The 23,056-nt window shown below is 73.8% G+C and carries 25 protein-coding genes; 11 read left to right on the top strand and 14 right to left on the bottom strand.

The genetic code is table 11. The annotated features are described in order from the left end of the window. The first annotated feature begins 97 nt into the window (after positions 1 to 97). From J5Y05_RS29270 to J5Y05_RS29255, 4 genes are read left to right on the top strand one after another with little or no spacing between them, the layout of a single operon-like run. Positions 98 to 868, top strand: a complete 771-nt coding sequence (locus J5Y05_RS29270) for a LytR/AlgR family response regulator transcription factor (RefSeq protein WP_210876312.1) — start codon at positions 98 to 100, stop codon at positions 866 to 868. Between the two features lie 2 nt (positions 869 to 870). Next, entirely contained in the window at positions 871 to 1,233 is a 363-nt protein-coding gene (locus J5Y05_RS29265) for a hypothetical protein (RefSeq protein WP_210876440.1), read from the top strand. A gap of 8 nt (positions 1,234 to 1,241) precedes the next feature. Continuing rightward, on the top strand, positions 1,242 to 2,957 hold the full coding sequence (locus J5Y05_RS29260; protein WP_210876311.1) for a sodium/solute symporter: 1,716 nt from the start codon (positions 1,242 to 1,244) through the stop codon (positions 2,955 to 2,957). Continuing rightward, complete coding sequence (locus J5Y05_RS29255; protein WP_210876310.1) at positions 2,954 to 4,159, top strand: sensor histidine kinase; 1,206 nt, start codon at positions 2,954 to 2,956, stop codon at positions 4,157 to 4,159. The genes J5Y05_RS29260 and J5Y05_RS29255 overlap by 4 nt, the downstream gene beginning before the upstream one ends. 30 nt (positions 4,160 to 4,189) lie before the next feature. Here J5Y05_RS29255 and J5Y05_RS29250 read toward each other — a convergent pair whose 3' ends face one another. The 5 genes from J5Y05_RS29250 to J5Y05_RS29230 form a co-directional block, all read right to left on the bottom strand. Then, on the bottom strand, positions 4,190 to 4,360 hold the full coding sequence (locus J5Y05_RS29250) for a hypothetical protein (protein ID WP_210876309.1): 171 nt from the start codon (positions 4,358 to 4,360) through the stop codon (positions 4,190 to 4,192). A 124-nt stretch (positions 4,361 to 4,484) separates the two neighbouring features. Continuing rightward, entirely contained in the window at positions 4,485 to 5,435 is a 951-nt protein-coding gene (locus tag J5Y05_RS29245; RefSeq protein WP_210876308.1) for a cytochrome c oxidase assembly protein, read from the bottom strand. A gap of 97 nt (positions 5,436 to 5,532) precedes the next feature. Then, positions 5,533 to 6,558 carry a 6-phosphofructokinase gene (locus J5Y05_RS29240; RefSeq protein WP_210876307.1) on the bottom strand — a complete coding sequence of 342 codons (1,026 nt, stop codon included), beginning with the start codon at positions 6,556 to 6,558 and terminating at the stop codon, positions 5,533 to 5,535. Between the two features lie 211 nt (positions 6,559 to 6,769). Next, the gene (locus J5Y05_RS29235) at positions 6,770 to 7,498 is read right to left on the bottom strand and encodes a type 1 glutamine amidotransferase (protein ID WP_210876306.1); all 729 of its coding nucleotides are present in this window, start codon (positions 7,496 to 7,498) and stop codon (positions 6,770 to 6,772) included. Between the two features lie 24 nt (positions 7,499 to 7,522). Further along, positions 7,523 to 8,761, bottom strand: coding sequence for a MurT ligase domain-containing protein (locus tag J5Y05_RS29230; protein ID WP_210876305.1), 1,239 nt, complete (start codon positions 8,759 to 8,761; stop codon positions 7,523 to 7,525). 171 nt (positions 8,762 to 8,932) lie between these two features. Here J5Y05_RS29230 and def point away from each other — a divergent pair, with 171 nt between their 5' ends. Next, a complete protein-coding gene (def, locus tag J5Y05_RS29225; RefSeq protein ID WP_210876304.1) occupies positions 8,933 to 9,502 on the top strand; it encodes a peptide deformylase in 570 nt (189 codons plus the stop codon). 12 nt (positions 9,503 to 9,514) lie between these two features. Here the strand turns inward: def and J5Y05_RS29220 are convergent, their stop codons facing one another. Continuing rightward, entirely contained in the window at positions 9,515 to 10,171 is a 657-nt protein-coding gene (locus J5Y05_RS29220) for a TetR/AcrR family transcriptional regulator (RefSeq protein WP_210876303.1), read from the bottom strand. Between the two features lie 170 nt (positions 10,172 to 10,341). On the opposite strand from J5Y05_RS29220, the gene J5Y05_RS29215 reads away from it, so the two are divergent. Continuing rightward, the gene (locus tag J5Y05_RS29215) at positions 10,342 to 11,568 is read left to right on the top strand and encodes an acyl-CoA dehydrogenase family protein (RefSeq protein ID WP_210876302.1); all 1,227 of its coding nucleotides are present in this window, start codon (positions 10,342 to 10,344) and stop codon (positions 11,566 to 11,568) included. 48 nt (positions 11,569 to 11,616) lie between these two features. Here J5Y05_RS29215 and J5Y05_RS29210 read toward each other — a convergent pair whose 3' ends face one another. From J5Y05_RS29210 to J5Y05_RS29190, 5 genes are all read right to left on the bottom strand, one after another. Then, positions 11,617 to 11,853, bottom strand: coding sequence for a DUF6213 family protein (locus J5Y05_RS29210; RefSeq protein WP_210876301.1), 237 nt, complete (start codon positions 11,851 to 11,853; stop codon positions 11,617 to 11,619). Between the two features lie 26 nt (positions 11,854 to 11,879). Continuing rightward, positions 11,880 to 13,265, bottom strand: coding sequence for an NADP-dependent succinic semialdehyde dehydrogenase (locus J5Y05_RS29205; RefSeq protein WP_210876300.1), 1,386 nt, complete (start codon positions 13,263 to 13,265; stop codon positions 11,880 to 11,882). A 75-nt stretch (positions 13,266 to 13,340) separates the two neighbouring features. Next, positions 13,341 to 13,799, bottom strand: coding sequence for an NUDIX hydrolase (locus J5Y05_RS29200; RefSeq protein ID WP_210876299.1), 459 nt, complete (start codon positions 13,797 to 13,799; stop codon positions 13,341 to 13,343). Further along, positions 13,796 to 15,334 carry an ATP-dependent DNA ligase gene (locus J5Y05_RS29195; protein WP_210876298.1) on the bottom strand — a complete coding sequence of 513 codons (1,539 nt, stop codon included), beginning with the start codon at positions 15,332 to 15,334 and terminating at the stop codon, positions 13,796 to 13,798. Before J5Y05_RS29195 ends, J5Y05_RS29200 begins: the two co-directional genes overlap by 4 nt. A 29-nt stretch (positions 15,335 to 15,363) precedes the next feature. Then, on the bottom strand, positions 15,364 to 16,452 hold the full coding sequence (locus J5Y05_RS29190) for an NAD(P)/FAD-dependent oxidoreductase (RefSeq protein ID WP_210876297.1): 1,089 nt from the start codon (positions 16,450 to 16,452) through the stop codon (positions 15,364 to 15,366). Positions 16,453 to 16,529: 77 nt separating this feature from the next. On the opposite strand from J5Y05_RS29190, the gene J5Y05_RS29185 reads away from it, so the two are divergent. The 5 genes from J5Y05_RS29185 to J5Y05_RS29165 all read left to right on the top strand — a co-directional run bounded on the left by J5Y05_RS29185 (position 16,530) and on the right by J5Y05_RS29165 (position 20,806). Beyond that, a complete protein-coding gene (locus tag J5Y05_RS29185) occupies positions 16,530 to 17,102 on the top strand; it encodes a helix-turn-helix domain-containing protein (RefSeq protein ID WP_210876296.1) in 573 nt (190 codons plus the stop codon). A 166-nt stretch (positions 17,103 to 17,268) separates the two neighbouring features. Next, positions 17,269 to 18,240, top strand: a complete 972-nt coding sequence (locus tag J5Y05_RS29180; protein WP_210876295.1) for an NADPH:quinone oxidoreductase family protein — start codon at positions 17,269 to 17,271, stop codon at positions 18,238 to 18,240. Beyond that, positions 18,237 to 19,418, top strand: a complete 1,182-nt coding sequence (locus tag J5Y05_RS29175; RefSeq protein ID WP_210876294.1) for an acyl-CoA dehydrogenase family protein — start codon at positions 18,237 to 18,239, stop codon at positions 19,416 to 19,418. The genes J5Y05_RS29180 and J5Y05_RS29175 overlap by 4 nt, the downstream gene beginning before the upstream one ends. After that, positions 19,415 to 20,488: an acyl-CoA dehydrogenase family protein gene (locus tag J5Y05_RS29170; RefSeq protein ID WP_210876293.1), complete on the top strand. Its 1,074-nt coding sequence runs from the start codon at positions 19,415 to 19,417 to the stop codon at positions 20,486 to 20,488. Before J5Y05_RS29175 ends, J5Y05_RS29170 begins: the two co-directional genes overlap by 4 nt. 123 nt (positions 20,489 to 20,611) lie before the next feature. Continuing rightward, on the top strand, positions 20,612 to 20,806 hold the full coding sequence (locus J5Y05_RS29165) for a hypothetical protein (RefSeq protein WP_210876292.1): 195 nt from the start codon (positions 20,612 to 20,614) through the stop codon (positions 20,804 to 20,806). A 39-nt stretch (positions 20,807 to 20,845) separates the two neighbouring features. Here J5Y05_RS29165 and J5Y05_RS29160 read toward each other — a convergent pair whose 3' ends face one another. From J5Y05_RS29160 to J5Y05_RS29150, 3 genes are all read right to left on the bottom strand, one after another. Continuing rightward, positions 20,846 to 21,214, bottom strand: coding sequence for a DUF779 domain-containing protein (locus tag J5Y05_RS29160; RefSeq protein ID WP_210876291.1), 369 nt, complete (start codon positions 21,212 to 21,214; stop codon positions 20,846 to 20,848). A gap of 50 nt (positions 21,215 to 21,264) precedes the next feature. Next, complete coding sequence (locus J5Y05_RS29155) at positions 21,265 to 21,654, bottom strand: luciferase domain-containing protein (protein WP_210876290.1); 390 nt, start codon at positions 21,652 to 21,654, stop codon at positions 21,265 to 21,267. 182 nt (positions 21,655 to 21,836) lie between these two features. Next, on the bottom strand, positions 21,837 to 22,952 hold the full coding sequence (locus J5Y05_RS29150) for a lytic polysaccharide monooxygenase (protein WP_210876289.1): 1,116 nt from the start codon (positions 22,950 to 22,952) through the stop codon (positions 21,837 to 21,839). Between the last annotated feature and the right edge of the window lie 104 nt (positions 22,953 to 23,056).

Raw genomic sequence — 23,056 nt, 5'->3', positions numbered from 1 at the left:
CGCACTGTAACCACCGGCCGCCGCCGACCGTGTCCGGCACCGACGGGCACGCCGGACACGTGTCCAGACGTGCACATTGCACCTACACTCCACCTTCATGCTGCGCGCCCTCGCCGTCGACGACGAACGTCCCTCGCTGGAGGAACTGGTCTACCTCCTCAACGCCGACCCCCGCATCGCCGGCGCGGAGGGCGCCGGGGACGCCACCGAGGCGCTGCGCCGCATCAACCGGGCCCTGGAGTCCGGGCCCGCCGGTCCCGAGGCCATCGACGTGGTCTTCCTCGACATCCAGATGCCCGGCCTGGACGGGCTGGACCTCGCCCGGCTGCTCACCGGGTTCGCCCGGCCGCCGCTGGTCGTCTTCGTCACCGCCCACGAGGACTTCGCCGTCCAGGCGTTCGACCTCAAGGCCGTCGACTACGTCCTCAAACCCGTGCGCACGGAACGCCTCGCCGAGGCCGTCCGCCGGGTCGTCGAACGCCGCGCCGCCGAACAGCGCGACACCACCCCCGCGCCCCGCATACCCGTCCACGAACCCGACCCGGACCACATATCCGTCGAACTCGGCGGCGTCACCCGCTTCGTGGCCGTCGACGACATCACCCACGTCGAGGCCCAGGGCGACTACGCCCGCCTCCACACCGACAAGGGCAGCCACCTCGTCCGCATACCGCTCTCCACCCTGGAGGAGCGCTGGCGGGCCCGCGGCTTCGTCCGCATCCACCGCCGCCACCTCGTCGCCCTGCGCCACATCGGCGAACTCCGCCTGGACGCGGGCAGCGTGAGCGTCCTGGTCGGCACCGAGGAACTCCAGGTCAGCCGGCGCCACGCCCGCGAACTGCGGGACCTGCTCATGCGGAGGCCGTGACGATGGCCCAGGACCCCGCCGAACGCCGCGTCGTCGTCACCGGCCCGCCCCGCCGCACCGGCGGCCGGGCCTCCGGCTACTACCGCCCGCGCACCGAGATCGACGAGCAGACCACCCTCGGCCACACCTACGTCCGCTCCCTGATGCGCAGTCAGCTCCGCGCCGGGCTCACCGTCTTCGCCGTCCTCGCGCTGCTGGTCCTGCCGCTCCCGCTGCTCTTCGCGGTGCTGCCGGACGCCCGCCGCCTGGAGTGGGCCGTCCTCGGCTTCGGCGTCTACGGCCCCTTCGTCCTGCTCGCCCGCTGGTACGTACGCCGCGCCGAAGGCAACGAACGCGACTTCGTCCGCCTGGTCGAGGACCGCTGACCGCGCCGATGAACTCCGGTTACGCCGTCCCCGCCGTCGCCCTCGTCCTGGTGTCCACCGTCCTCGTCGGCGCCTTCGGCCTGCGCATCTCCCGCACCACCTCCGACTTCTACGTGGCCTCCCGCACCGTCGGCCCCCGCCTCAACGCCGCCGCCATCAGCGGCGAGTACCTCTCCGCCGCCTCCTTCCTCGGCATCGCCGGACTCGTCCTCGTCCAGGGCGCCGACATGCTCTGGTACCCGGTCGGCTACACCGCCGGCTACCTCGTCCTGCTGCTCTTCGTCGCCGCCCCGCTGCGCCGCTCCGGCGCCTACACGCTGCCCGACTTCGCCGAGGCCCGGCTCGCCTCCCAGGCCGTGCGGCGGCTCGCCGGGGCCTTCGTCGTCGGCGTCGGCTGGCTGTACCTGCTGCCCCAGCTCCAGGGCGCCGGACTGACGCTGACGGTGCTGACCGGGGCGCCCGACTGGCTCGGCGGTGTGATCGTCGCCGTCGTCGTCACCGCCATCGTCGCCGCCGGCGGCATGCGCAGCATCACCTTCGTCCAGGCGTTCCAGTACTGGCTGAAGCTGACCGCCCTCCTCGTCCCCGCGCTCTTCCTGGTGCTGGCCTGGCAGGGCGACGGCGCACCCGGCCGCGCCTTCGACGAGCCCGCCGCCTTCCGCGAGCAGCGCTCCGTACGGGTCCAGGACCCCCTCGCCCTCAGGCTCGACCGGCCGCTGACCGTCACCGTCGACGGCACCGTGGACGGCCGCGCCCACGACCACGCCGCCGTGCGCCTGGAGCCCGGCACCCACCGGATCGCCGCCGGCACCCACCTCACCTTCGCCGCCGGCACCCCCGTCCCCGCCGCCGGGCACGGCGCCGACGACGCCCTGTCGCCCTCCCGCGCGGAGAGCCGTACCGAACGCCCGCTGTACGCCACCTACGGCCTGATCCTCGCCACCTTCTTCGGCACCATGGGCCTGCCGCACGTCGTGGTCCGCTTCTACACCAGCCCGCACGGGGTGGCCGCCCGCCGCACCACCGTCGCCGTCCTCGCCCTGATCGGCGCCTTCTACCTGCTGCCCCCGGTCTACGGCGCCCTCGGCCGCCTCTACGCCCCCGAGCTGACCCTCACCGGGGACGCCGACGCCGCCGTCCTGCTGCTGCCGGGCCGGATGATCGGGGGCGTCGGCGGCGACCTGCTCGGCGCGCTGGTCGCGGGCGGCGCCTTCGCCGCGTTCCTGTCCACCGCCTCGGGGCTGACCATGGCCGTCGCGGGCGTCCTCACCCAGGACGTGCTGCCCTCCCGGGGCGTACGCCACTTCCGGCTCGGCACGGTCCTCGCCATGGCGGTGCCGCTCGCGGCGAGCGCCCTGGTCGGCGGGTTGCCGGTCGCCGACGCGGTCGGCCTCGCCTTCGCCGTCTCCGCCTCCTCCTTCTGCCCGCTGCTGGTCCTCGGCATCTGGTGGCGGCGGCTGACCCCGCCCGGCGCCGCCGCCGGGATGCTGGTGGGCGGCGGTTCCGCGCTGCTCGCCGTCGCCGCCACCATGGCGGGGTTCCCGGGCGGCGGGGGAGCCCTGCACGCGCTGCTGGCCTGGCCGGCGCTGTGGTCGGTGCCGCTGGGCTTCCTCACCATGATCCTGGTCTCGCTGGCCACGCCGGGCCGGGTGCCGGCCGGGACGGCGGCGATCCTGGCCCGGTTCCACCTGCCGGAGGAACTGCGCTCGGAGGTGACGCCGTGAGCGGATTCCTCGCCGGGCTCGTCGTCGCCGTGCTCCCGCTGCTGGCCGCGGGGTTCTGGCTGGGCCGGCGCACCGCCCGCCCCCAGCACCTGGGCGGGCTCGGCACCCCGGTCGAGCACGCCACCTTCCAGACCCTGCACACCGCCTCCCTCGCCACACCCCCGCTGCGGGCGGGGCTGACCGAGGAGACCGCCCGCAAGTCGGCCCGCAAGCTGCGCTCGCTGCTGGGCACGGACGCGCTGTGCCTGACCGACCTCACGGACGTGCTGGTCTGGGACGGGGCGGGCGCCCACCACCGCACCGAGATCATGGAACGGCTCGCCGGCCCGCTGGAGACCGGCCGCGGCGAGGCGTTCCCCCTGGTCTGCGACACCCCGGACTGCGCCGTGCGCTGGGCGGTGGTCGCCCCGCTCACCGTCGACGACCGGGTGCACGGGGCGCTCGTCGCGTGCGCGCCGAAGGAGTCCGCCGTGCTGGTGCGGGCCGCCGGGGAGGTGGCCCGCTGGGTCTCCGTCCAACTGGAGCTGGCCGACCTCGACCAGTCCCGCACCCGGCTCATCGAGGCCGAGATCAAGGCGCTGCGGGCGCAGATCTCCCCGCACTTCATCTTCAACTCGCTCGCGGTGATCGCGTCCTTCGTGCGCACCGACCCCGAGCGGGCCCGGGAGCTGCTGCTGGAGTTCGCCGACTTCACCCGCTACTCGTTCCGCCGGCACGGTGACTTCACCACCCTCGCCGACGAGCTGCACGCCATCGACCACTACCTCGCGCTGGTGCGGGCGCGTTTCGGCGACCGGCTCGCCGTCACCCTCCAGATCGCCCCCGAGGTGCTGCCGGTCGCCCTGCCCTTCCTGTGCCTCCAGCCCCTGGTGGAGAACGCCGTCAAACACGGGCTGGAGGGCAAGACCGACCGCTGTCACATCCGGATCAGCGCGCAGGACGAGGGCGCCGAGGCGCTGGTCGTCATCGAGGACGACGGCGCCGGGATGGACCCCGGCCTGCTGCGCCGCATCCTCGCGCGCGAGGTGAGCCCCTCGGGCGGCATCGGCCTGTCCAACGTCGACGACCGGCTCCGCCAGGTCTACGGCGACGACCACGGCCTCGTCATCGAGACCGCGGCCGGCGCCGGAATGAAGATCACCGTCCGGCTGCCGAAGTACCAGCCGGGCGTGCACTCGGCCGGCCGGATCGGACGCGGGTGAGGGCCGGGCCGCGCGGGCCCGGGGGAGGGCTCAGGTGCTGCTCGTGGCGATCATCCCCAGGGTGAGCAGGCCGAGGACGACCCAGCCGAACCACAGCCATCCGTTGCTGCCGAGCGCCACCGTGTAGGCCGTCACCGCGATCAGGCCGCCGACGGTGAGCACCCCCATCGCCTTCGTGGAACCGTCCGTGGAACCGGGCATCGTGACACCCTCCTCTGGTCCGTTCCCTCCATGGTGCCCCGGTTCCGCCCGTGTGCAGCCCGTACGGCGAGATCTGCGAGAAGTCCCGGTGCCCGCGCGGGCACCGGGACAGGGGTGCCGGAGGTCAGCCGCCGCGGGTGTTCAGGGAGGCCAGGTAGGCGTTGTACGCCTGCAGCTCCTTGTCGCCGTCGCGGTCGGCGGCCCGGTCGCCGCGGCGGGCCTGGCGCTGGTCGGAGGCGTGCCACTGGAAGAGCAGCGCGATCAGCACGAGGACGGAGGGGACCTCGCTGAACGCCCAGGCGATGCCGCCGGCCGCGTTCTGGTCGGAGAGCGGGTCGACGCCGAGCGAGGCGGGCGGGTTCAGGAAGGTGTCGACCATGGGGGAGGTGGCCATCATCAGGGCGATGCCGAAGAAGGCGTGGAACGGCATGCCCGCGAACAGCTCCAGCATCCGCATCAGGTGGTTGGGCCGGTGCGGGCCCGGGTCCACGCCCATGATCGGCCAGAAGAAGACCAGGCCGACCGCGAGGAAGTGGACCATCATCACGATGTGCCCGGTGGCCGAGCTCATCAGGAAGTCGAAGATCGGGGTGAAGTACAGCGCGTACAGGCTGGCGATGAACATCGGGATGGTGAACATCGGGTGCGTGACCACCCGCATGTAGCGGCTGTGCAGCAGCATCAGCAGCAGCTCACGCGGGCCCTTGCGGCCCCGGCCCGCCACCGGCAGCGCGCGCAGCGCCAGGGTGACCGGGGCACCGAGCAGCAGCAGGATCGGCGAGATCATGCTGATGACCATGTGCTGCACCATGTGCACGCTGAACATGACCATGCCGTAGTCGTTGAGCCCGGTGCACATCACCAGCAGGATGCTGAGCACCCCGAGGACGAAGGCGACGGTCCGCCCCACGGGCCAGGCGTCCCCGCGGCGCACCAGCCGCACGACGCCCCAGACGTAGAGCACCAGCCCGAGGAGGCAGGTGATCAGGAAGAAGGGGTCGGCCGACCACGCGAGCCCTCTCCCCAGCGTGAACGGCGGCAGGTCCATCATCATGCCGTGCCCGCTGTGGTCCATCCGCCGGCTCCGTTTCATGGGGGTTGAGCGCTGTCTGTCCGCACCCAGACTAGGACCGCCCCCGGCGACGCCTGTCACCGGGGGCGGGAGCCTCGGGTCACAGCACGCACTGCGCCTCGGCGAACCGCTGGGCCGGCACCGTCTTGAGCCGTTCCACCGCGTCGGCCAGCGGCACGGTGACGATCTCGGTGCCGCGCAGCGCGGTCATCCGCCCGAACTCCCCGCGGTGCGCGGCCTCCACCGCGTGCCAGCCGAACCGGGTCGCCAGCACCCGGTCGTACGGCGTCGGGGTGCCGCCGCGCTGGACGTGGCCGAGGATGACCGGCCGGGCCTCCTTGCCGAGGCGCCGCTCCAGCTCCAGGGAGAGCTGGCGGGCGATGCCGGCGAAGCGCTCGTGCCCGTAGACGTCCGTGCCGCCCTCGTCGAAGCGCATCGTGCCCGGCCGCGGCTTGGCGCCCTCGGCGGCGACCACGATGGCGAACCGCTTGCCGGCCGAGAAGCGGGCGCCGACCTGGGCGGCGAGTTCCTCTATGTCGAAGGGCCGCTCCGGGACGACGACGGCGTGCGCGCCGGCCGCCGTGCCCGAGTGCAGCGCGATCCAGCCGGTGTGGCGGCCCATGACCTCCACGATCAGCACCCGCTGGTGCGATTCGGCGGTGGTCTTGAGCCGGTCCAGGGCCTCGGTGGCCACGGTGACGGCGGTGTCGAAGCCGAAGGTGACGTCCGTGGCCGCTATGTCGTTGTCGATGGTCTTCGGCACGCCGACGATGGGCAGGCCGTTGTCCGAGAGCAGCCGGGCCGCCTTCAGCGTGCCCTCGCCGCCGATCGGGATGATCGCGTCCAGACCGAGGTCGGCGACGTGCCCGCGGGCCCGCTCCACACCGTCGCGCAGGTGCTCGGGGCGGACCCGGGAGGAGCCGAGGATGGTGCCGCCCCGGGCCAGGATGCCGGCCACCGCGTCCAGGTCGAGCTTGAGGTAGTCGCCGTCCAGGAGGCCCTTCCAGCCGTCCCGGAAACCGATGACCTCGTCGCCGTGGTCGACGACGGCCCGGTGCACGACGGATCGGATGACGGCGTTCAGGCCGGGGCAGTCGCCGCCGGACGTCAGGACACCAATGCGCATAGCCCGGAACACCTTCTCGATGGGCGCGGGGGCCGGACCGCGCTGTCCGGCTCGATTCCCGCCACCCTAGTGCCATCCGGGGCCCCCGACGCACCGCACGTCCGTCTACTGGACGTACCCGCTCACCTGTGCGTATGAGTCATCAGACGGGCCGTTGACGCTCCCGGTTGACGTGCCGGGAGCGCCCGGCGGGCGACGGGCCCGCGCCGGCTCAGGCGGGCTGCTGCGCGGCGGAGATGCGCTCGTTGCGCAGCGCCTCGTACCACCGGTCGTCGGTCGGCGGCAGCGCGTTCACGTCCAGCGCCAGCTTCAGCAGCAGGTCCGCGAGGAGCGGGTTGCGGGCGAGGACCGGACCGTGCATGTACGTGCCGAAGACCGTGTCGTTGTACGCGCCCTCCGTGCCGTCGCCCGATCCGTTGCCCTTGCCGATGCGGACCTGGGCCAGCGGACGGGAGCCGGGGCCCAGGTGGGTGACGCCCTGGTGGTTCTCGAAGCCGGTGAGCGGGGGCAGCCCGAGGCGGGAGTCGATGTCGCCGAGGACGTCGCCCACGCACCGCTCGCCCTCGCCGCGCACCGAGACGACGTCGAGCAGGCCGAGGCCCGGCTCGCGCTGGCCGAGGTCGTTGACGAACTCGTGGCCGAGGATCTGGTAGCCCGCGCAGACCGAGAAGACGATCGCGCCGTTCTCCACCGCCCGGGGCAGACCGCTGTCCCGGCGCAGCCGCTCGGCCGCCAGCCGCTGGGGCCGGTCCTCGCCGCCGCCGATGAGGTAGATGTCGCCGGAGGTCGGGATCGGCTGGTCGCTGCGCACGTCCAGCCGGGCCACGTCGAGACCGCGCTGGCGGGCCCGGCGCTCCACGACCAGGACGTTGCCCTGGTCGCCGTAGGTGCTCAGGAGGTCCGGGTAGACCCAGACGACCCGCAGTTGGTTGTCGCTCACTTCAAGTCCCCTGAGGTCTCGTGATCAGTTGCCGACACGACGGCGCAGGTCCTGGAACGCGGTGTAGTTGGCGATGACCTCGATCCGGCCGGGCGGGCAGAGCTGCACCGCCTGGTCCACCGTGTCGCACACCTGGAACTGCTGGTTGGCGACCTCCAGGCGGACCGCGAGGTCCAGCTTCCGGTCGCCGAGCACGAAGATCGGGTGGCCGCTCAGCCGCGTGTAGTCGACGTCCCAGAGCCAGGAGGTGTCGGTGCCGTCGGCGCCGCGCGCGTTCACCGAGAGGATCACCGGGGCCGGCGGCTGGTCGATCAGGGAGAAGGTCTCCAGCCAGCCCGCGGGGTTCTTGGCGAGCAGCAGCCGCAGGTCGCGGCCCTGGAACTGGACCACGTCGTAGCGTCCGGCGACCGCCTGCACCTGGTACATCCGCTCCAGGGCGACCTGCGGCGGCACCCCGAAGACGGCGGCGACCGCGGCCGAGGAGGCGGCGTTGGCCTTGTTGGCGCGGCCCGGGAGCTGGAGGTGGATCGGCCAGGCGGAGCCGTGCGGGTCGAGGACGTGGTCCCCGGACAGCGCCCAGCTCGGCGTCGGCCGGCGGAAGCCGCACTCGCCGCAGAACCAGTCGTCGCCGGGGCGCTGCATCACACCGCCGCAGGACGGGCAGGACCAGGCGTCGTCCTTCCACATCTGCCCGGCGGCGACCCAGATCACGTTGGGCGAGGAGGAGGCGGCCCACACGACCAGCGGGTCGTCGGCGTTGGCCACGATGACGGCCTTGGAACCGGCCAGGCCCTCGCGCCAGTTCTCCGCGAGCATCCGGGTCTCGGCGGCGCGGTCGAGCTGGTCGCGGGAGAGGTTGAGCAGCGCGATGCACTTCGGGTCGGTGTCCCGGGCGACCCCGGCGAGGTACTTCTCGTCGACCTCGATGACGCCGAACCGGGCGTCCGAGCCGCCGGCGAGCGCCGAGGTGATGCCGGCCGGCATGTTGGCGCCGAGCGCGTTGGAGACGACGGGGCCCGCGGCCCGCAGCGCCTCGGCGATCAGCCGGGTGGTGGTGGTCTTGCCGTTGGTCGCCGAGACCAGGGTCACGTCCAGGTGCTGGGCGAGCCGGGCGAGGAGGTCGGGGTCGAGTTTGAGCGCGACCCGGCCGCCGATCACCGAACCGCTGCCGCGTCCCGCGGCGCGTGACGCCGCCGCGACCGCCTTGCCCGCGGTCACGGCGATCTTGGCCCGCGGCGTGAGCGGGTCCGAGTTGCCTGCCATCAGTTCTCGATCCTCCTTGCGTACGCGCCGCGCCTGAAGCCTGACGGCCACGTGGTGTGAAGCTCAGCCTATCGAGATCGCTGCTCACTCCCGAATCGCGGCACCGCCGCGGAACCCCCGGCCGGTGGGCGCCGACCGCCCGGGGGACACAGGGACCTTACTCTTGCCGCCATGCGACACGGTTCCATCCCCGGCGTCCACGGGCGCGTACGGCCCCTGCGCCTCCTCGGCGATCCCGTCCTGCACGCGCCCTGCGAGGAGGTCACGGAGTTCGGTCCGGAACTCGCCGCGCTCGTGGAGGACTTGTTCGCCACCATGTACGCGGCCCACGGCGTGGGCCTGGCCGCCAACCAGATCGGCGAGCCGCTGAGGGTCTTCGTCTACGACTGTCCGGACGACGAGGACGTGCGCCACCTGGGTCATGTGGTCAACCCGCGGCTGGTCGAGGCCGGCGGGGTGGAGCTGCGCGGACCGGAGGGCTGCCTGTCGCTGCCGGGGCTGGAGGCGGGTACCGAGCGGTACGACGAGGCGGTGGTCGAGGGGTTCACGGCGGACGGGGAGCGGGTCAGGGTGCGCGGCACCGGGTTCTTCGCGCGCTGCCTCCAGCACGAGTGCGACCACCTGGAGGGCGGGGTGTACGCCGACCGCCTGACGGGATGGCGCCGGCGACGGGTGCTCCGGCAGGCCGCCAAGGCCCCCTGGGCCCGCCGGGAGACCGCGCCCCGGCCGGAGGCGGTCTAGAAGCCAGGTGGTCTAGAAGCCGGGCCCGCCGGCCCGGTCTCCGGCGACGGCGAGCCGGCCCCAGAGCAGGTCGGCCAGGCCGTGCACCAACTCGGCGCGGGAGCAGGGGCGTTCGCCCAGCCACCAGTCGCCGGCGGCGTGCATCATGCCGACGATGCCGTGGCCCCAGACGCGGGCGAGACGCTGGCCGGCGGGTCCGAGGTCGAGCCGCTCCTCGATGACCTGGGCCAGTTCCTCGCCCATCCGGCGCAGCAGCGGCGCGGAGTGCTTGCCGACGTCGAAGCCCTGCTCGCCCTGGTCACCGGGGGCCGGTGCGCCCTCCGCCGGATGCATCAGGAAGCGGTACACCTGCGGGCGTGCCTCGATGGCCGCGAGGTAGGTGTCGAGGGTGGCCTCCACGCGCCGGCGCCGCTCCGCCGGGGCGTCCAGCGCGGCCCGCAGCGAATCGAGGAGGGCGTCCGTGTGGCGCTGGGCGAGGGCGGCGTACAGTCCGCCCTTGTCGCCGAAGTGGCGGTAGAGGATGGGCTTGGTGATGCCGGCCTCGGCGGCGATGGCGTTCATCGAGGCGTGCGGGCCCTCGCGCAGCACCACCCGGTCGGCGGCCTCCAGCAGCTCGCGCCGTCGGCGGTCGGCGGACCGCTGCTGTTCGGTCCGCTGCGTGGTGTCCATGAACTCTCCCCACCCGTGGTGATTCGGTGACGCCTGCGCAAAGTAACACCCGGCACGTCAGGGCCACCGTACGGGCTCCGCGGGGTGCGGCCTGGAGTTGACTTTTCCTACCGGCCGGTAACAGACTCGGTGTTACCGTAAGTAACACCGGGTGCGTCACTGGAGGGGACATGGCCGAGTTCACGATGGAGCCGAACGACGAACAGAAGGAGGTCCGGGAGTGGCTGCACGGCTTCGCCGCCGACGTCATCCGCCCCGCGGCCGCCGAATGGGACGAGCGTGAGGAGACTCCCTGGCCGGTCATCCAGGAGGCCGCCAAGGTCGGCATCTACTCGCTCGACTTCTACGCCCAGCAGTACTTCGACCCCACCGGACTCGGCATCCCCATGGCGATGGAGGAGCTGTTCTGGGGCGACGCGGGCATCGCCCTCTCCATCGTCGGCACCGGCCTGGCCGCCGTCGGCGTCCTCGCCAACGGCACCGAGGAGCAGATCGGCACCTGGATACCCCAGATGTACGGCGACCCGGACGACGTGAAGGTCGCCGCCTTCTGCTCCTCCGAGCCCGACGCCGGCTCCGACGTCGCCTCGATGCGCACCCGCGCCGTCTACGACCAGGCCAAGGACGAGTGGGTGCTCAACGGCACCAAGACGTGGGCCACCAACGGCGGCATCGCCAACGTCCACGTGGTCGTCGCCGTCGTCGACGCGGACCTCGGCTCCAAGGGCCACGCCTCCTTCATCGTCCCGCCGGGCACCCCCGGCCTCTCCCAGGGCCAGAAGTTCAAGAAGCACGGCATCCGCGCCTCGCACACGGCCGAGGTCGTCCTGGAGGACGTCCGCGTCCCCGGCTCCTGCCTGCTCGGCGGCAAGGAGAAGCTCGACGAACGCCTCGCCCGCGCCCGGGAACGGGCCGGCAAGGGCGCCGAGCGGGTGAAGAACGCCGCGATGGCCACCTTCGAGGCGTCGCGCCCGGCGGTCGGCGCCATGGCCGTCGGCACCGCCCGCGCCGCCTACGAGGTCGCCCTCGACTACGCCCGCACCCGCGAGCAGTTCGGACGCCCCGTCATCGACAACCAGGGCGTCGCCTTCCAGCTCGCCGACATGCGCACCTCCATCGACGCCGCCCGGCTGCTGGTCTGGCGGGCCTCCTGGATGGCCGTGAACGGCCGGCCGTTCACCGCGGCCGAGGGCTCGATGTCGAAACTGTTCGCGAGTGAGACGGCGAAGAAGGTCACCGCGCAGGCCATCCAGATCCTCGGCGGCAACGGCTACACCCGGGAGTACCCGGTCGAGCGGATGCACCGGGACGCCGCGATCTACACGATTTTCGAGGGCACGAGCGAGATCCAGCGCCTGGTGATCGCCCGGACGCTGTCCGGGATGCCGATTCGCTGACGGTGCGGATGCGAACCGCCGGCCTCGCCGGGAGCGGGGCGGGCGGTCTCAGGAGGCGGGGCCGCTGCTGTGCGCGATGCAGGCCACGTCGATGCGGTCGGCGAGCTTCGCCAGCTCGATGGTGAGGGCCGCGACGGTGTCCTCGTCCAGGCCCTCCTCGCCGCTCTCCACCAGCCGCAGCCAGCGTCCGCCCACCGTGCGCAGCAGTTTGCTCACGTCGGCGGCGGCGACCTGGAGGGTGCCGTGGTCGTCGACGATCAGGGGCAGGGTCACTTCGCGGGTCACAGGAGGGGATCGTAGTGCCGAAAGCCTCACGCTCCGTGCCATACGGTGGTGATGTTGCAGAACTCGCGGATTCCGTGCCCGGACAGCTCACGTCCGTAACCCGACCGTTTGACCCCGCCGAACGGGAACGCCGGATGCGAGGCCGTCATCCCGTTCACGTACACCCCGCCCGCCTCCAGGTCCCGTACGAAGCGGTCCACCTCGGCGTCGTCCTGGGTCCACACGTTGGAACTCAGCCCGAAGTCGCTGTCGTTGGCGATGAGCACCGCCTCGTCCAGGTCGTCCGCCCGGTACACCGTGGCGACCGGCCCGAACGCCTCCTCCCGGTGGACGCGCATGTCCCGGGTGATGCCGGCCAGCACGGTCGGCGGGTAGTACCAGCCGGGCCCCCCGGGGCGCTCGCCGCCGCACAGCACCCGCGCCCCGCCGCGCACCGCGTCCTGGACCAGCTCCTCCAGATCGCGCACCCCCTGCTCGCTGGAGAGCGGCCCGACGTCCGTCTCCTCGTCCATCGGGTCGCCCATCCGCAGCGCCCGCATGCCCTCGGCGAAGCGCTCGGTGAAGGCGCCGTACACCGCCTCGTGCACGATGAACCGCTTGGCCGCGATGCAGGACTGCCCGGCGTTCTGCGTCCGCGCGGTCACCGCGACGCGCACCGCCCGGTCGAGGTCGGCGGAGGGCATGACGACGAACGGATCGCTGCCGCCCAGCTCCAGCACCGTCTTCTTGATCATCTCCCCGGAGGTGGCGGCGACCGCGCGGCCGGCCGGCTCGCTGCCGGTCAGCGTCGCGGCCCGCACCCGCTCGTCGCGCAGGACGCCGTCGACCGCCGCCGACCCGATCAGCAGCGTCTGGAAGCAGCCCTCCGGGAACCCCGCCCGGTGGAACAGGTCCTCCAGGTACAGCGCGGTCCCCGGCACGTTCGAGGCGTGCTTGAGCAGACCGACGTTGCCCGCCATCAGCGCGGGCGCCGCGAACCGCATCACCTGCCACAGCGGGAAGTTCCACGGCATCACCGCGAGCACCGGGCCGAGCGGCCGGTAGCGCACCAGGGCCCGGGAGGCGCCCGAGTCCTTCACGTCGGCCGCGTCCGGCTCCTCGTCGGCGAGGAGCGAGGCCGCCCGGTCCGCGTACCAGCGCATCGCCTTGGCGCACTTGGCGGCCTCCGCGCGGGACTGCGCGACCGGTTTGCCCATCTCGGTGGTGACGAGCGCCCCCAGCTCCTCCAGGTCCTCCTCCAGCAGGTCGGCGGCCTGCCGCAGCAGCCGCGCCCGCTCCTCGAACCCGGTCGTCCGGTACGTCCGGAAGGTGGCCTCCGCGAGCTGGAGCCGCCGCTCGATCTCCTCCTCGCCCATGGCCTCGTACGTCCTGAGCGTCTCGCCGGTCGCGGGGTTCACCGTCGCGATGGGCATGGCCGGCCTCCTCGGTGCGGACTCGTGCTTCGACCTTGGCCCGCACCGGTGCGTGCCGCAACGCGGACGGGCCTGTCAGTGCGAGTGCTCGCGGAGCCGGTCGAGAAACGCCCGCTGCGCCGGCACGATCACCTCGCGGGCCGCGTCGAGCGTGAACCACGCCACCCGGTCCAGCTCCGGGAACCGCGCCGTCCGTCCCGACCGCGGCGGCCACTCCATGCGGAAGGTGCCGGGCACCACCGCCGCCGGATCGAGGTCCGCCTCGACGGCCCACGCCGTCACCGTCTTGCCGCCCGCCTGCTGGACCTCGCCCAGCGGCACGGCCTCGCCCTCCGGCGGCGCCAGCCCCAGCTCCTCCGCGAACTCCCGCCGCGCCGCCTCCCAGGCCGTCTCGTCCGCCGCGTACTCGCCCTTCGGCAGCGTCCACGAACCCGCCCCGCGGCGCGCGTGGAAGGGGCCGCCCATGTGCCCGAGGAGCACCTCCGTCCCGGCGCCGGACCGGCGGAAGAGCAACAGGCCCGCGCTGCGCCTCACGGGGCGGCCCCCGGATGGGCGGCGAGCAGGGCCGCCACCGTGTCCGCCTCCTCGGGGCGCTTGTCCTCGCGGTAGCGCAGCACCCGGGCGAAGCGCAGCGTGACGCCGGCCGGATAGCGCGAGGAGCGCTGGAGCCCGTCGTAGGCGATCTCGACGACCAGCTCCGGGCGCACCGTCACCACGTGCCCGGACTCGGCGACCGCCAGCTCGCGCAGCCGCCGGGTCTGCCAGGTCAGCATCCGGTCCGTCATGCCCTTGAAGGTCTTGCCGAGCATCACGAACGAGCCGTCGGCGGCGCGCGCCCCCAGGTGCAGGTTGGAGAGCAGGCCGGTGCGCCGGCCGTGGCCCCACTCGGCGGCCAGCACCACCAGGTCCAGCGTGTGCACGGGTTTCACCTTCAGCCAGGCCGCGCCGCGCCGGCCCGCGCTGTACGCGGCGTCGAGCGCCTTGACCACGACGCCCTCGTGGCCGCGCGCCAGCGTCTCGGCGAGGAACGCCTCGGCCACCGCCGTCTCCCCGGGCCCCGGCACCACCACGCGCCGCACCCGCATCGGCTCCGGCACCAGCCTGGCCAGCTCCGCGTGCCGCCGGGCCAGCGGCAGGTCGAGCAGGTCCCGGCCGTCCACCGAGAGCGCGTCGAAGAAGACCACCGAGACGGGGAGCGACCGGGCCGCGGTGGCCACGTCGGTGCGCGAGCCGACCCGCCCGGCCGTCTCCTGGAACGAGCGGGGCCGCCCGTCCGCGTCGAGGGAGATCGCCTCGCCGTCCAGGATGAACCGCCCGCCCGGCAGGCCCCGGGCCGCCTCGGCCACCTCGGGCAGCCGGCCGGTGATGTCGTCCAGCGTGCGCGTGTGCACCCGTACCGTGCCGCCGTCGCGGTGCACCTGGACGCGGATGCCGTCCAGCTTCTCCTCGACCGCCGCGGCGCCCAGCCTGCCCACCGCCTCGGCGACCGAGGAGGCGCTGTGCGCGAGCATCGGCAGCACGGGCCGCCCGACGGTGAGCCGGAACCCCTCCAGCGCGGCGGGCCCCTCGGCGAGCAGCGCCCCGGCCACCGTCTGGAGCGAGCCCGCGAGCATCACCGCCCGCCGCACGTCCGCCGGGGGCGCCCCGGTCGCCGCCGCGAGCCCCTCGACGGCGGCGGCGTCCAGCGCGCCCTGGCGGACCTCGCCGGTCAGCAGCCCGAGCAGGAAGCGCTGTTCGTCGGCGGTGGCGGCGGCCAGCAGCTCGCCGGCCTGCCGGGTCCGTTCGGCCTGCGAGCCCGTGCCGGAGACCGCGGCGAGGCGGGTGAGCCGCTCGTCCACCTCGCGCACGGTCAGCGACGGGGAACCGGCCGGGGCGACCGGCCGGCCCAGCACCTTCCAGCCGACCCCGATGCGTCCCTGCGGCAGCCGCCCGGCGAGGTACGGGATGACGACCGGCACGTCGGCCGGCTCCGCCTCCCGGAACAACTCCGCGAGCAGGGCGGTCTTCCGGGACCGCGCCGAGGTGGCGGCGACCTCCCGGGACACCTGGGCCAGCCGGGCGAGCAGCATGCTGCCATGGTGCACCGGAGCGGGCCGCCTCACACCCGCTGCGCCGCCTCCTGCCCGGCGAGGTCCGCGTCCTGCCGGGCGAGGTCCGCGTCCTGCCGGGCGAGGGCCGCGTCGACCCCGGACATGATCAGGTCGCCGACGACCGCCGCGGCGGCCCGGTGGCCGGCGCCGGCCGCGTTGACGACCTGCTCGGCGAAGCCGGTCGCGTTGCCCGCCGCCCACACGCCGGGCACGCTGGTCCGGCCCGTCGCGTCGACCACCGGGTAGGTGCCGTTCGGGGTCTCGTGCGCTTCGGCGCCGAGCCGCTCCAGCAGGCCGGTGCCGGGCACCGCGCGCGGGGCGACGAAGAGCGCCGTCCGGTCGCGCACCGAGCCGTCCGCCAGCCGGACGCCGGTGAGCCGGTCGTCCTCGACGCGCAGACCGGTGACCTCGCCGCGCACCACCTCGACACCTGCCGCGGCGAGCCGCCGCAGGTCCGTGGCGGACGGCTCCCCGCCGGGGAGCGTGTGCGCGAAGAGGACCACGTCGTCCGACCAGCCGGAGACCATCAGCGCCTGGTGCACGGCGAGCGGGCCGGTGGCGAGCACCCCGAAGGCCCCGTCGCGCACCTCCCAGCCGTGGCAGAACGGGCAGTGCAGCACGTCCCGGCCGAACCGCGCGGCCACCCCGGGCACGCCGGGCAGCTCGTCCCGCAGCCCCGTGGCGACGATCAGCCGCCGGGCGCGCACGGTACGGCCCCCGGCCAGCCTCACCGCGAAGTCCCCGTCCCGTACGACGTCCACCGCGCGGTCGTGGACCAGCCCGACGCCGTACCGGGCGATCTCCGCGCGGCCGAGCGCCAGGAAATCGGCGGGCGGCATGCCGTCCCGGGTCAGATAGCCCTGCATGTGGTCCGAGGGCGCGTTGCGCGGCTCGCCCGCGTCGACGACGAGCACGCTCCGGCGCGACCGGCCGAGGACCAGCGCGGCCGACAGGCCCGCCGCGCCGCCTCCGACGACGACCACCTCGTAGGCGTCGGTGCTTGTCGCGTGTGTCGCGTGTGTCGCGTGCGTCGTGTGGGTGGTGTGTGTGGTGTGCGTCGCGTGTGTCGCGTCGCGCCGTCCGTTGCTCCGGGTCATGGCGACCACCTCCGCCGCCACGGTCGCCCGGGGCCTGCCGGGTTGACAAATGCGTTTGCCGGTTCTGCAATAAACGCATGACGGCGGACGAGGTGCTCGCGGGGGTCGGACCGAGGCTGCGCCAGGTGCGCAAGGAACGGCAGGTGACCCTCGCCGCGCTCTCCGAGGCGACCGGCATCTCCGTCAGCACCCTCTCCCGGCTGGAGTCGGGGCTGCGCAGACCGAGCCTGGAGCTGCTGCTGCCCATCGCCCGCGCCCACCAGGTGCCGCTGGACGAGCTGGTCGGCGCCCCGCCGGTCGGCGACCCCCGGGTGCGGTCCAAGCCGATCGTGCGCCACGGGCGCACCTACTGGCCGCTGACCCGCCAGCCGGGCGGACTCCAGGCGTTCAAGGTCCTCGAACCCCGGCGCCGCCAGGAGCCCGACCCCCGCACCCACGAGGGGTACGAATGGCTCTACGTCCTCTCCGGCCGGCTCCGCCTGGTCCTCGGCACCCACGACATGGTGCTGACGGCGGGGGAGGCCGTCGAGTTCGACACCCGGGTGCCGCACTGGTTCGGCTCGACGGGGGAGGGGCCGGCGGAGTTCCTCAGCCTCTTCGGTCCGCAGGGGGAGCGCATGCACGTGAGGGCGCGGCCGACGGGCTCGTGACGGCGGGCCGCCGTCACGGGTGAGCCGTACGTGCCGGGAGCGGTGACGGGGCAGGGGGCGGGGGGCGGGGCGGCAAGGGGCAAGGGGCACGCCGTGGCTGTTCCCCCGGCGGCAAGCGACCGCTTAGTATGCCGTCATCCCGTCCGACGGTCGCGTGGAGGCCCGCATGCAGGCATGGCAGGTGCACGAGAACGGCGAGCCGAGCGAGGTGATGCGGCTCGCGGAGGTGGCGCGGCCCGTCCCCGCCGACGGCCAGGTCCTGCTGAGGGTCCGCGCCGCGAACGTCAACTTCCCCGACGCCCTGCTCTGCCGGGGCGAGTACCAGGTCAGGCCCCCGCTGCCCTTCACCCCCGGGGTCGAGGTCTGCGGCGAGACCGAGGACGGCCGCCGCGTCCTCGCCACCCCGGCGCTGCCGCACGGCGGCTTCGCCGCGTACACGCTCGCCGACGCCGCCGCCCTGCTGGACGCGCCGGACTGCCTGGACGACGCCGAGGCCGCCGCGCTCCACATCGGCTACCAGACCGGCTGGTTCGGCCTGCACCGCCGGGCCCGCCTGGAGGCCGGCGAGACCCTGCTCGTGCACGCCGCCGCCGGCGGGGTCGGCAGCGCCGCCGTCCAGCTCGGCAAGGCCGCCGGCGCGACCGTCATCGGCGTCGTCGGCGGCGCCGAGAAGGCCGCCGTCGCCGACGGACTCGGCTGCGACCTCGTGATCGACCGGCGCACGGAGAACGTCGTCGCCGCCGTCAAGGACGCCACCGGCGGCCGGGGCGCGGACGTGGTCTACGACCCGGTCGGCGGCGACGCCTACACCCAGTCCGCCAAGGCCGTCGCCTTCGAGGGACGGATCGTGGTCGTCGGCTTCGCGAGCGGCACCGTCCCGCGCCCCGCCCTCCACCACGCCCTGGTCAAGAACTACGCCGTCCTCGGACTGCACTGGGGCCTGTACAACGCCAAGAACCCCGGCCTGGTCCGCGAGTGCCACGACCGGCTCACCGAACTGGCCGCCCGCGGCGCGATCAGACCGCTGGTCAGCGAGCGGGTGCCGCTCGACGAGGCCGCCGCGGCCGTCCAGCGGGTCGCCGACGGCACCACCACCGGCCGGGTGGCCGTCCTCCCCGGACAGGAGACCGCCGCATGACCGACGCCGACGACCTGCGCCGCCGCACCGCAGCCCTGCTCGCCGCCCACCCGCCGCGCACCACCGGCCGACGGGAGTTCCTGCGGGCCCGCTTCGACGCCGGGCTCGCCTGGGTGCACTTCCCCGACGGCCTCGGCGGCCTCGGCGCCCCCCGCACCCTCCAGAGCGTCGTCGACGCCGGACTCGCCGCCGCCGGCGCCCCCGACAACGACCCCCGGCGCATCGGCATCGGCCTCGGCATGGCCGCCCCGACCATCCTGCGCCACGGCACCGAGGAGCAGAAGCGGCGCTTCCTGCGCCCGCTGTGGACCGGCGAGGAGGTCTGGTGCCAGCTCTTCTCCGAACCCGGCGCCGGCTCCGACCTGGCCGCCCTCGGCACCCGGGCCCTCCGGCAGGGCGACGACTGGATCGTCGACGGGCAGAAGGTGTGGACCTCCAGCGCCCACCTCGCCCACTGGGCCATCCTCCTCGCCCGCACCGACCCGGACGCGCCCAAGCACCAGGGCATCACCTACTTCCTCTGCGACATGACCGACCCCGGCGTCGAGGTCCGGCCGCTGCGCCAGATCACCGGCGAGGCCGAGTTCAACGAGGTCTTCCTCACCGGCGTCCGCATCCCCGACTCCCGCCGCCTGGGCGCCGCCGGCGACGGCTGGCGGGTCGCCCGGACCACGCTGGAGAACGAGCGCGTCGCCATCGGCGGCACCCGGCTGCCCCGCGAGGGCGGCATGATCGGCCCGGTCGCCCGGACCTGGCGCGAACGCCCCGGCCTGCGCACCCACGACCTGCACCAGCGGCTGCTCGGCCTCTGGGTCGAGGCGGAGGTCGCCCGGCTCGCCGCCGAACGGCTCAGCCAGGGCCTCGCCACGGGCCGGCCCGGCCCCGAGGGTGCCGCCATGAAGCTCGGCTTCGCCCGCCTCAACCAGGAGATCAGCGGCCTGGAAGTCGAACTCCTCGGGGCCGAGGGCCTGTTGTACGACGACTGGACCATGCGCCGTCCCGAACTGGTGGACTTCACCGGCCGCGAGGCCGGCTACCGCTACCTGCGCTCCAAGGGCAACAGCATCGAGGGCGGCACCAGCGAGATCCTGCTCAACATCGTCGCCGAACGCGTCCTCGGCCTGCCCGCCGAACCCCGTACCGACAAGGACGCCGCCTGGAAGGACCTGGCCCGATGAGCGACCTGCTCTACTCCGCGGAGGAGGAGGCGCTGCGCGCCGCCGTCCGGGACCTGCTCGACGACCACTGCGAGGTGGCCGGCGTGATCGCGCGCGCCGACACGGCCGAGCCGCACGACCTCGCGCTGTGGCGGCGGCTCGCCGACGGCATGGCCCTGGCCGGGCTGCTGGTCCCCGAGGACCGGGGCGGACAGGGCGCCTCCCCGCGCGAGGCCGCCGTCGTCCTGGAGGAGCTGGGCCGCGCCATGGCCCCCGTGCCCTTCCTGACCAGCGCCGTCGTGGCCACCGAGGCGCTGCTCGCCTGCGAGGCCGGCGACCTCCTCGCCGAGCTGGCGGCAGGCCGCCGCACCGGGGCGCTGGCCGTACCGCTCCACGTGGGACCCGGCGCCGCCCACCCCCACGCCCGGCTCTCCGGCGGCACCCTGCACGGCGAGCTGACCGGTGTCGCGGATGCCACCGTCGCCGACCTGCTGCTGGTCCCCGCGGACGACGGCGCCCTGTACGCCGTGGACGCCGACGCGGTCACCGTGACGCCGCTGACCTGCCTGGACCCGACCCGGCCGCTCGCCACGCTCACCCTTGAGGGTGCGCCCGGAGAGCGGCTCGGCGCGTCCGGGCCCGCCGTGCGCCGGGCCCTCGGGACCGCGGCCGGACTGCTCGCCTCCGAACAACTCGGGCTCGCCTCCTGGTCGTTGGAGGAGACCGTGCGTTATTTGAAGGAGCGCCGCCAGTTCGGCCGGCCGGTCGGCGGCTTCCAGGCCGTCAAACACCGGCTCGCCCGGCTCTGGCTGGAGAACGTCAATCTGCGCGCCGCCGCCCGAGGCGCCGCCGACGCCCTCGCCACCGGCGAGGACACCGACACGGCCGTCGCCGTCGCCCAGGCGTACGCGAGCGGGGCCGCCGTCCACGCCGCCGAGGAGGCGCTGCAACTACACGGAGGCATCGGCATGACCTGGGAACACCCGGCCCACCTCTACCTCAAGCGGGCCAAGGCCGACTCCCTCGCCTACGGCACGGCGGGCGCCCACCGCGAGGCGCTGGCCGCGCTCGCGGACCTTCCCGCGCCCTGAGGGGGCACTCGAACGTGCGGACACCACACGTTCGGAGGACAGCCGAGCCGCACGGACGAACCCCCCGCTACGCCACACTTGCGGCCGAACGCCGCGAAGCGAACGTGGCGGAGGAGGTTCACGATGGCCATTTCCATCTCGGTGGTGCTGTTCCTGCTCGTCCTTGCGGTGATCTTCCTGCGCAACGGAGGACTGAAGATCTCGCACGCCCTGGTCTGCCTGCTGCTCGGCTTCTACCTGGCGAGCAGCAGCATCGCCCCCACCATCCACAGCGGCCTCACGGCCACCGCCGACCTCGTCGGCAGCCTCCGGCCCTGACGGGAGGGGCCCCGCCAGGCGCACGAGGGGGGGGCGACGTCAGGTCCCGAGAAGCCGGGAGCGGATGAGGAAGCGCACCCCCTCGGGCGCCTCCAGGGAGAAACCGCTGCCCCGGCCCGGGACCACGTCCACGATCAGCCGCGTATGGCTCCACACCTCGAACTGACTGCGCGACATCCAGAACGGCACCGGCTCCCCGACGCCCTCGACCGCCAGCTCGGCGAGGAGGACGTCCGAGGCGCCGGTACGGAACTCACCGGCGGGATAGCACATCGGCGCACTGCCGTCGCAGCACCCGCCGGACTGGTGGAACATCAGCGGACCGTGCGCCGCGCTCAGCCGCCGCAGCAGTCCGGCCGCCGCGCCGGTGACCTCGACGCGCGGGACCCCCTCGTGTGTGTCGTCCATGCTCGCCATACCAGCACGGCGAAGGTTGCGAGAGCGTTGCGCCGCGCGGCTCAGCCGGTGCCCGCCCCGTCGCGGGGCAGCACCGTCACCCGGTGCAGATTGCACCCGGACGGCTGCCCGGTGACCGGCTTCCTCTGGTGCGCCTGCAAGGCGATGCTGACCAGGCTCAGCAGCAGGTCGACATCGGTGTCGCAGTCCAGGTGGACCGTCACCCAGCGCGAACCCGGCACCAGCCGGATCGCGCTGGAGCCGCCCAGCCCCTCGTGGAAGCGCCGGATGGAGTCGAGGGTGAGGTGCAGGTCCGCGTCCCGGCCCGAGTGGAAGTGGACGATGTCGTCGTGGACGGAGCGGAGCGCCCGCCCCGTTCCGCAACTGGCCGGACCCACGGTGAGGTCGGGCCAGGCTTGCAGCCGGTCGAGGGCGCGCTGGGCCAGTGTCATGCCCCCCATCGTCGCCCGGTCCTCGCCTCGCAACCAGGGGTTGAGCGATTCGTAACCCGTGCGTGAGGACGGCACCGAGGACGGCACGCGGGACGGCCGGCGGCACGAGGCCACCGGCCGTCCCTCCGTTCAGGGGCGGGCGGCGCCGTGCGGGGCACGCGCGGCGCCGCCCGCCGGCCGCGTCACGGTGCGACGCAGCCGATGGTTCCCACCGGGAAGTCGTTTCCGGTGGAGGTGGCGGTGAAGCCGAAGGTGACACTGCCGTCCGGTGGGATGACCCGGTTGTGGTCCACGTTGCGGACCGTCACCGAGCCGTCCCCGTTGCCGGACAGGGCCCCGTTCCACACCCCGCCGATCGTCGTCCCGTTGCCGGGCTGCCAGCGCACGGCCCAGCCGTTCAGCGGCTGGGTGGAGTGGTTCATGACCTCGACGGAGCCCTGGAAGCCGCCGCTCCAGGAGTTCTGCACGGAGTACACGGCCATGCAGGACCCGGAGTGGTCCGGCGGGGTCGTCGGCGGCGGAGTGGTGGGCGGCGGGGTCGTCGGCGGAGGCGTGGTGGGAGGCGTCGTACCGCCGCCGGAGCCGCGGATGCCGGTCACCTCGCCCTTGCCGCCGTCGAAGACGATGTCGGAGCAGGAGAAGAAGTTCTCCTGGCTGTCCGACCGCACCCACTGGATGAAGAGCAGCGCGTCACCGGAGCGGCCCGAGGGCAGCGCCAGGTCCCAGTAGTAGTGACCCCCGTTGGTGCCCGGCGAGCCCTGCTGCGGCGGGTTGGACACCGTCTGGACGAGCTGGAGGTCGGCCCAGGCCAGCGGCGTGTTCGGAGACCAGCCCTGCTTGGTCAGGTACACCCGGAAGTCGCCCGGGTGGTGCGCCCAGTTGCTGTACTGCACCTTCATGGAGGACCCCGAGGTCAGGTGGGTCCGGGGCCAGTCGGAGCGGGCGGCGTTGTAGGCGGAGAAGTCGTACGGGGAGCGGTTGCCGGCGCTGCACAGGGTGCCGTCCGGCACGTAACCGGCGCCGCGCCCGCCCGCGTTGGAGTCGAGCACGGCGAACCAGTTGTAGAGCGCGTTGGCGCCGCTCTTGTTGAGGGCGTCCCGGCAGGCCGGGTTGGTCGGGTTCAGCGCGCCCGTTCCGGTGAGGCCGTCGAGCTGGCAGAGGTAGGTGCGCGAACCGGGCGTCATCGCGACGCCGTGTGCCTCGGCCTTTCCCTGACCGAGCAGGAAGGTCACGCCGAGCGCGCCGAGCAGCGTGGCCATCACCGCCGTCAGGGTGAGCAGTCTGCTGCGTCGAACCATGGGATCTCCTGTATTCCACTCGAATGCTGATCGGGGCATGACATTCAGGAGTCGTACGGTGGAGCCCCCGCCCGCCCGGGGAGGCGGTCCGACCGGACGGGCGG

It is taken from the genome of Streptomyces tagetis (assembly GCF_018069565.1).
GTDB classification, from domain to species: Bacteria; Actinomycetota; Actinomycetes; order Streptomycetales; family Streptomycetaceae; genus Streptomyces; species Streptomyces tagetis.
The sequence above is the reverse complement of the archived record's forward strand: the minus strand, read 5'-3'. Positions and strand labels throughout refer to the sequence as shown.

Excerpts from the sequence above, each read along its gene's own strand:
- J5Y05_RS29270 (WP_210876312.1), top strand. The coding sequence starts at position 98 with ATGCTGCGCGCCCTCGCCGTCGACGACGAACGTCCCTCGCTGGAGGAA.
- J5Y05_RS29265 (WP_210876440.1), top strand. The coding sequence starts at position 871 with ATGGCCCAGGACCCCGCCGAACGCCGCGTCGTCGTCACCGGCCCGCCC.
- J5Y05_RS29260 (WP_210876311.1), top strand. The coding sequence starts at position 1,242 with ATGAACTCCGGTTACGCCGTCCCCGCCGTCGCCCTCGTCCTGGTGTCC.
- J5Y05_RS29250 (WP_210876309.1), bottom strand. The coding sequence starts at position 4,360 with ATGCCCGGTTCCACGGACGGTTCCACGAAGGCGATGGGGGTGCTCACC.
- J5Y05_RS29245 (WP_210876308.1), bottom strand. The coding sequence starts at position 5,435 with ATGGACCACAGCGGGCACGGCATGATGATGGACCTGCCGCCGTTCACG.
- J5Y05_RS29240 (WP_210876307.1), bottom strand. The coding sequence starts at position 6,558 with ATGCGCATTGGTGTCCTGACGTCCGGCGGCGACTGCCCCGGCCTGAAC.
- J5Y05_RS29230 (WP_210876305.1), bottom strand. The coding sequence starts at position 8,761 with ATGGCAGGCAACTCGGACCCGCTCACGCCGCGGGCCAAGATCGCCGTG.
- def (WP_210876304.1), top strand. The coding sequence starts at position 8,933 with ATGCGACACGGTTCCATCCCCGGCGTCCACGGGCGCGTACGGCCCCTG.
- J5Y05_RS29220 (WP_210876303.1), bottom strand. The coding sequence starts at position 10,171 with ATGGACACCACGCAGCGGACCGAACAGCAGCGGTCCGCCGACCGCCGA.
- J5Y05_RS29215 (WP_210876302.1), top strand. The coding sequence starts at position 10,342 with ATGGCCGAGTTCACGATGGAGCCGAACGACGAACAGAAGGAGGTCCGG.
- J5Y05_RS29205 (WP_210876300.1), bottom strand. The coding sequence starts at position 13,265 with ATGCCCATCGCGACGGTGAACCCCGCGACCGGCGAGACGCTCAGGACG.
- J5Y05_RS29195 (WP_210876298.1), bottom strand. The coding sequence starts at position 15,334 with ATGCTGCTCGCCCGGCTGGCCCAGGTGTCCCGGGAGGTCGCCGCCACC.
- J5Y05_RS29190 (WP_210876297.1), bottom strand. The coding sequence starts at position 16,452 with ATGACCCGGAGCAACGGACGGCGCGACGCGACACACGCGACGCACACC.
- J5Y05_RS29185 (WP_210876296.1), top strand. The coding sequence starts at position 16,530 with ATGACGGCGGACGAGGTGCTCGCGGGGGTCGGACCGAGGCTGCGCCAG.
- J5Y05_RS29180 (WP_210876295.1), top strand. The coding sequence starts at position 17,269 with ATGCAGGCATGGCAGGTGCACGAGAACGGCGAGCCGAGCGAGGTGATG.
- J5Y05_RS29175 (WP_210876294.1), top strand. The coding sequence starts at position 18,237 with ATGACCGACGCCGACGACCTGCGCCGCCGCACCGCAGCCCTGCTCGCC.
- J5Y05_RS29170 (WP_210876293.1), top strand. The coding sequence starts at position 19,415 with ATGAGCGACCTGCTCTACTCCGCGGAGGAGGAGGCGCTGCGCGCCGCC.
- J5Y05_RS29165 (WP_210876292.1), top strand. The coding sequence starts at position 20,612 with ATGGCCATTTCCATCTCGGTGGTGCTGTTCCTGCTCGTCCTTGCGGTG.
- J5Y05_RS29160 (WP_210876291.1), bottom strand. The coding sequence starts at position 21,214 with ATGGACGACACACACGAGGGGGTCCCGCGCGTCGAGGTCACCGGCGCG.
- J5Y05_RS29155 (WP_210876290.1), bottom strand. The coding sequence starts at position 21,654 with ATGACACTGGCCCAGCGCGCCCTCGACCGGCTGCAAGCCTGGCCCGAC.
- J5Y05_RS29150 (WP_210876289.1), bottom strand. The coding sequence starts at position 22,952 with ATGGTTCGACGCAGCAGACTGCTCACCCTGACGGCGGTGATGGCCACG.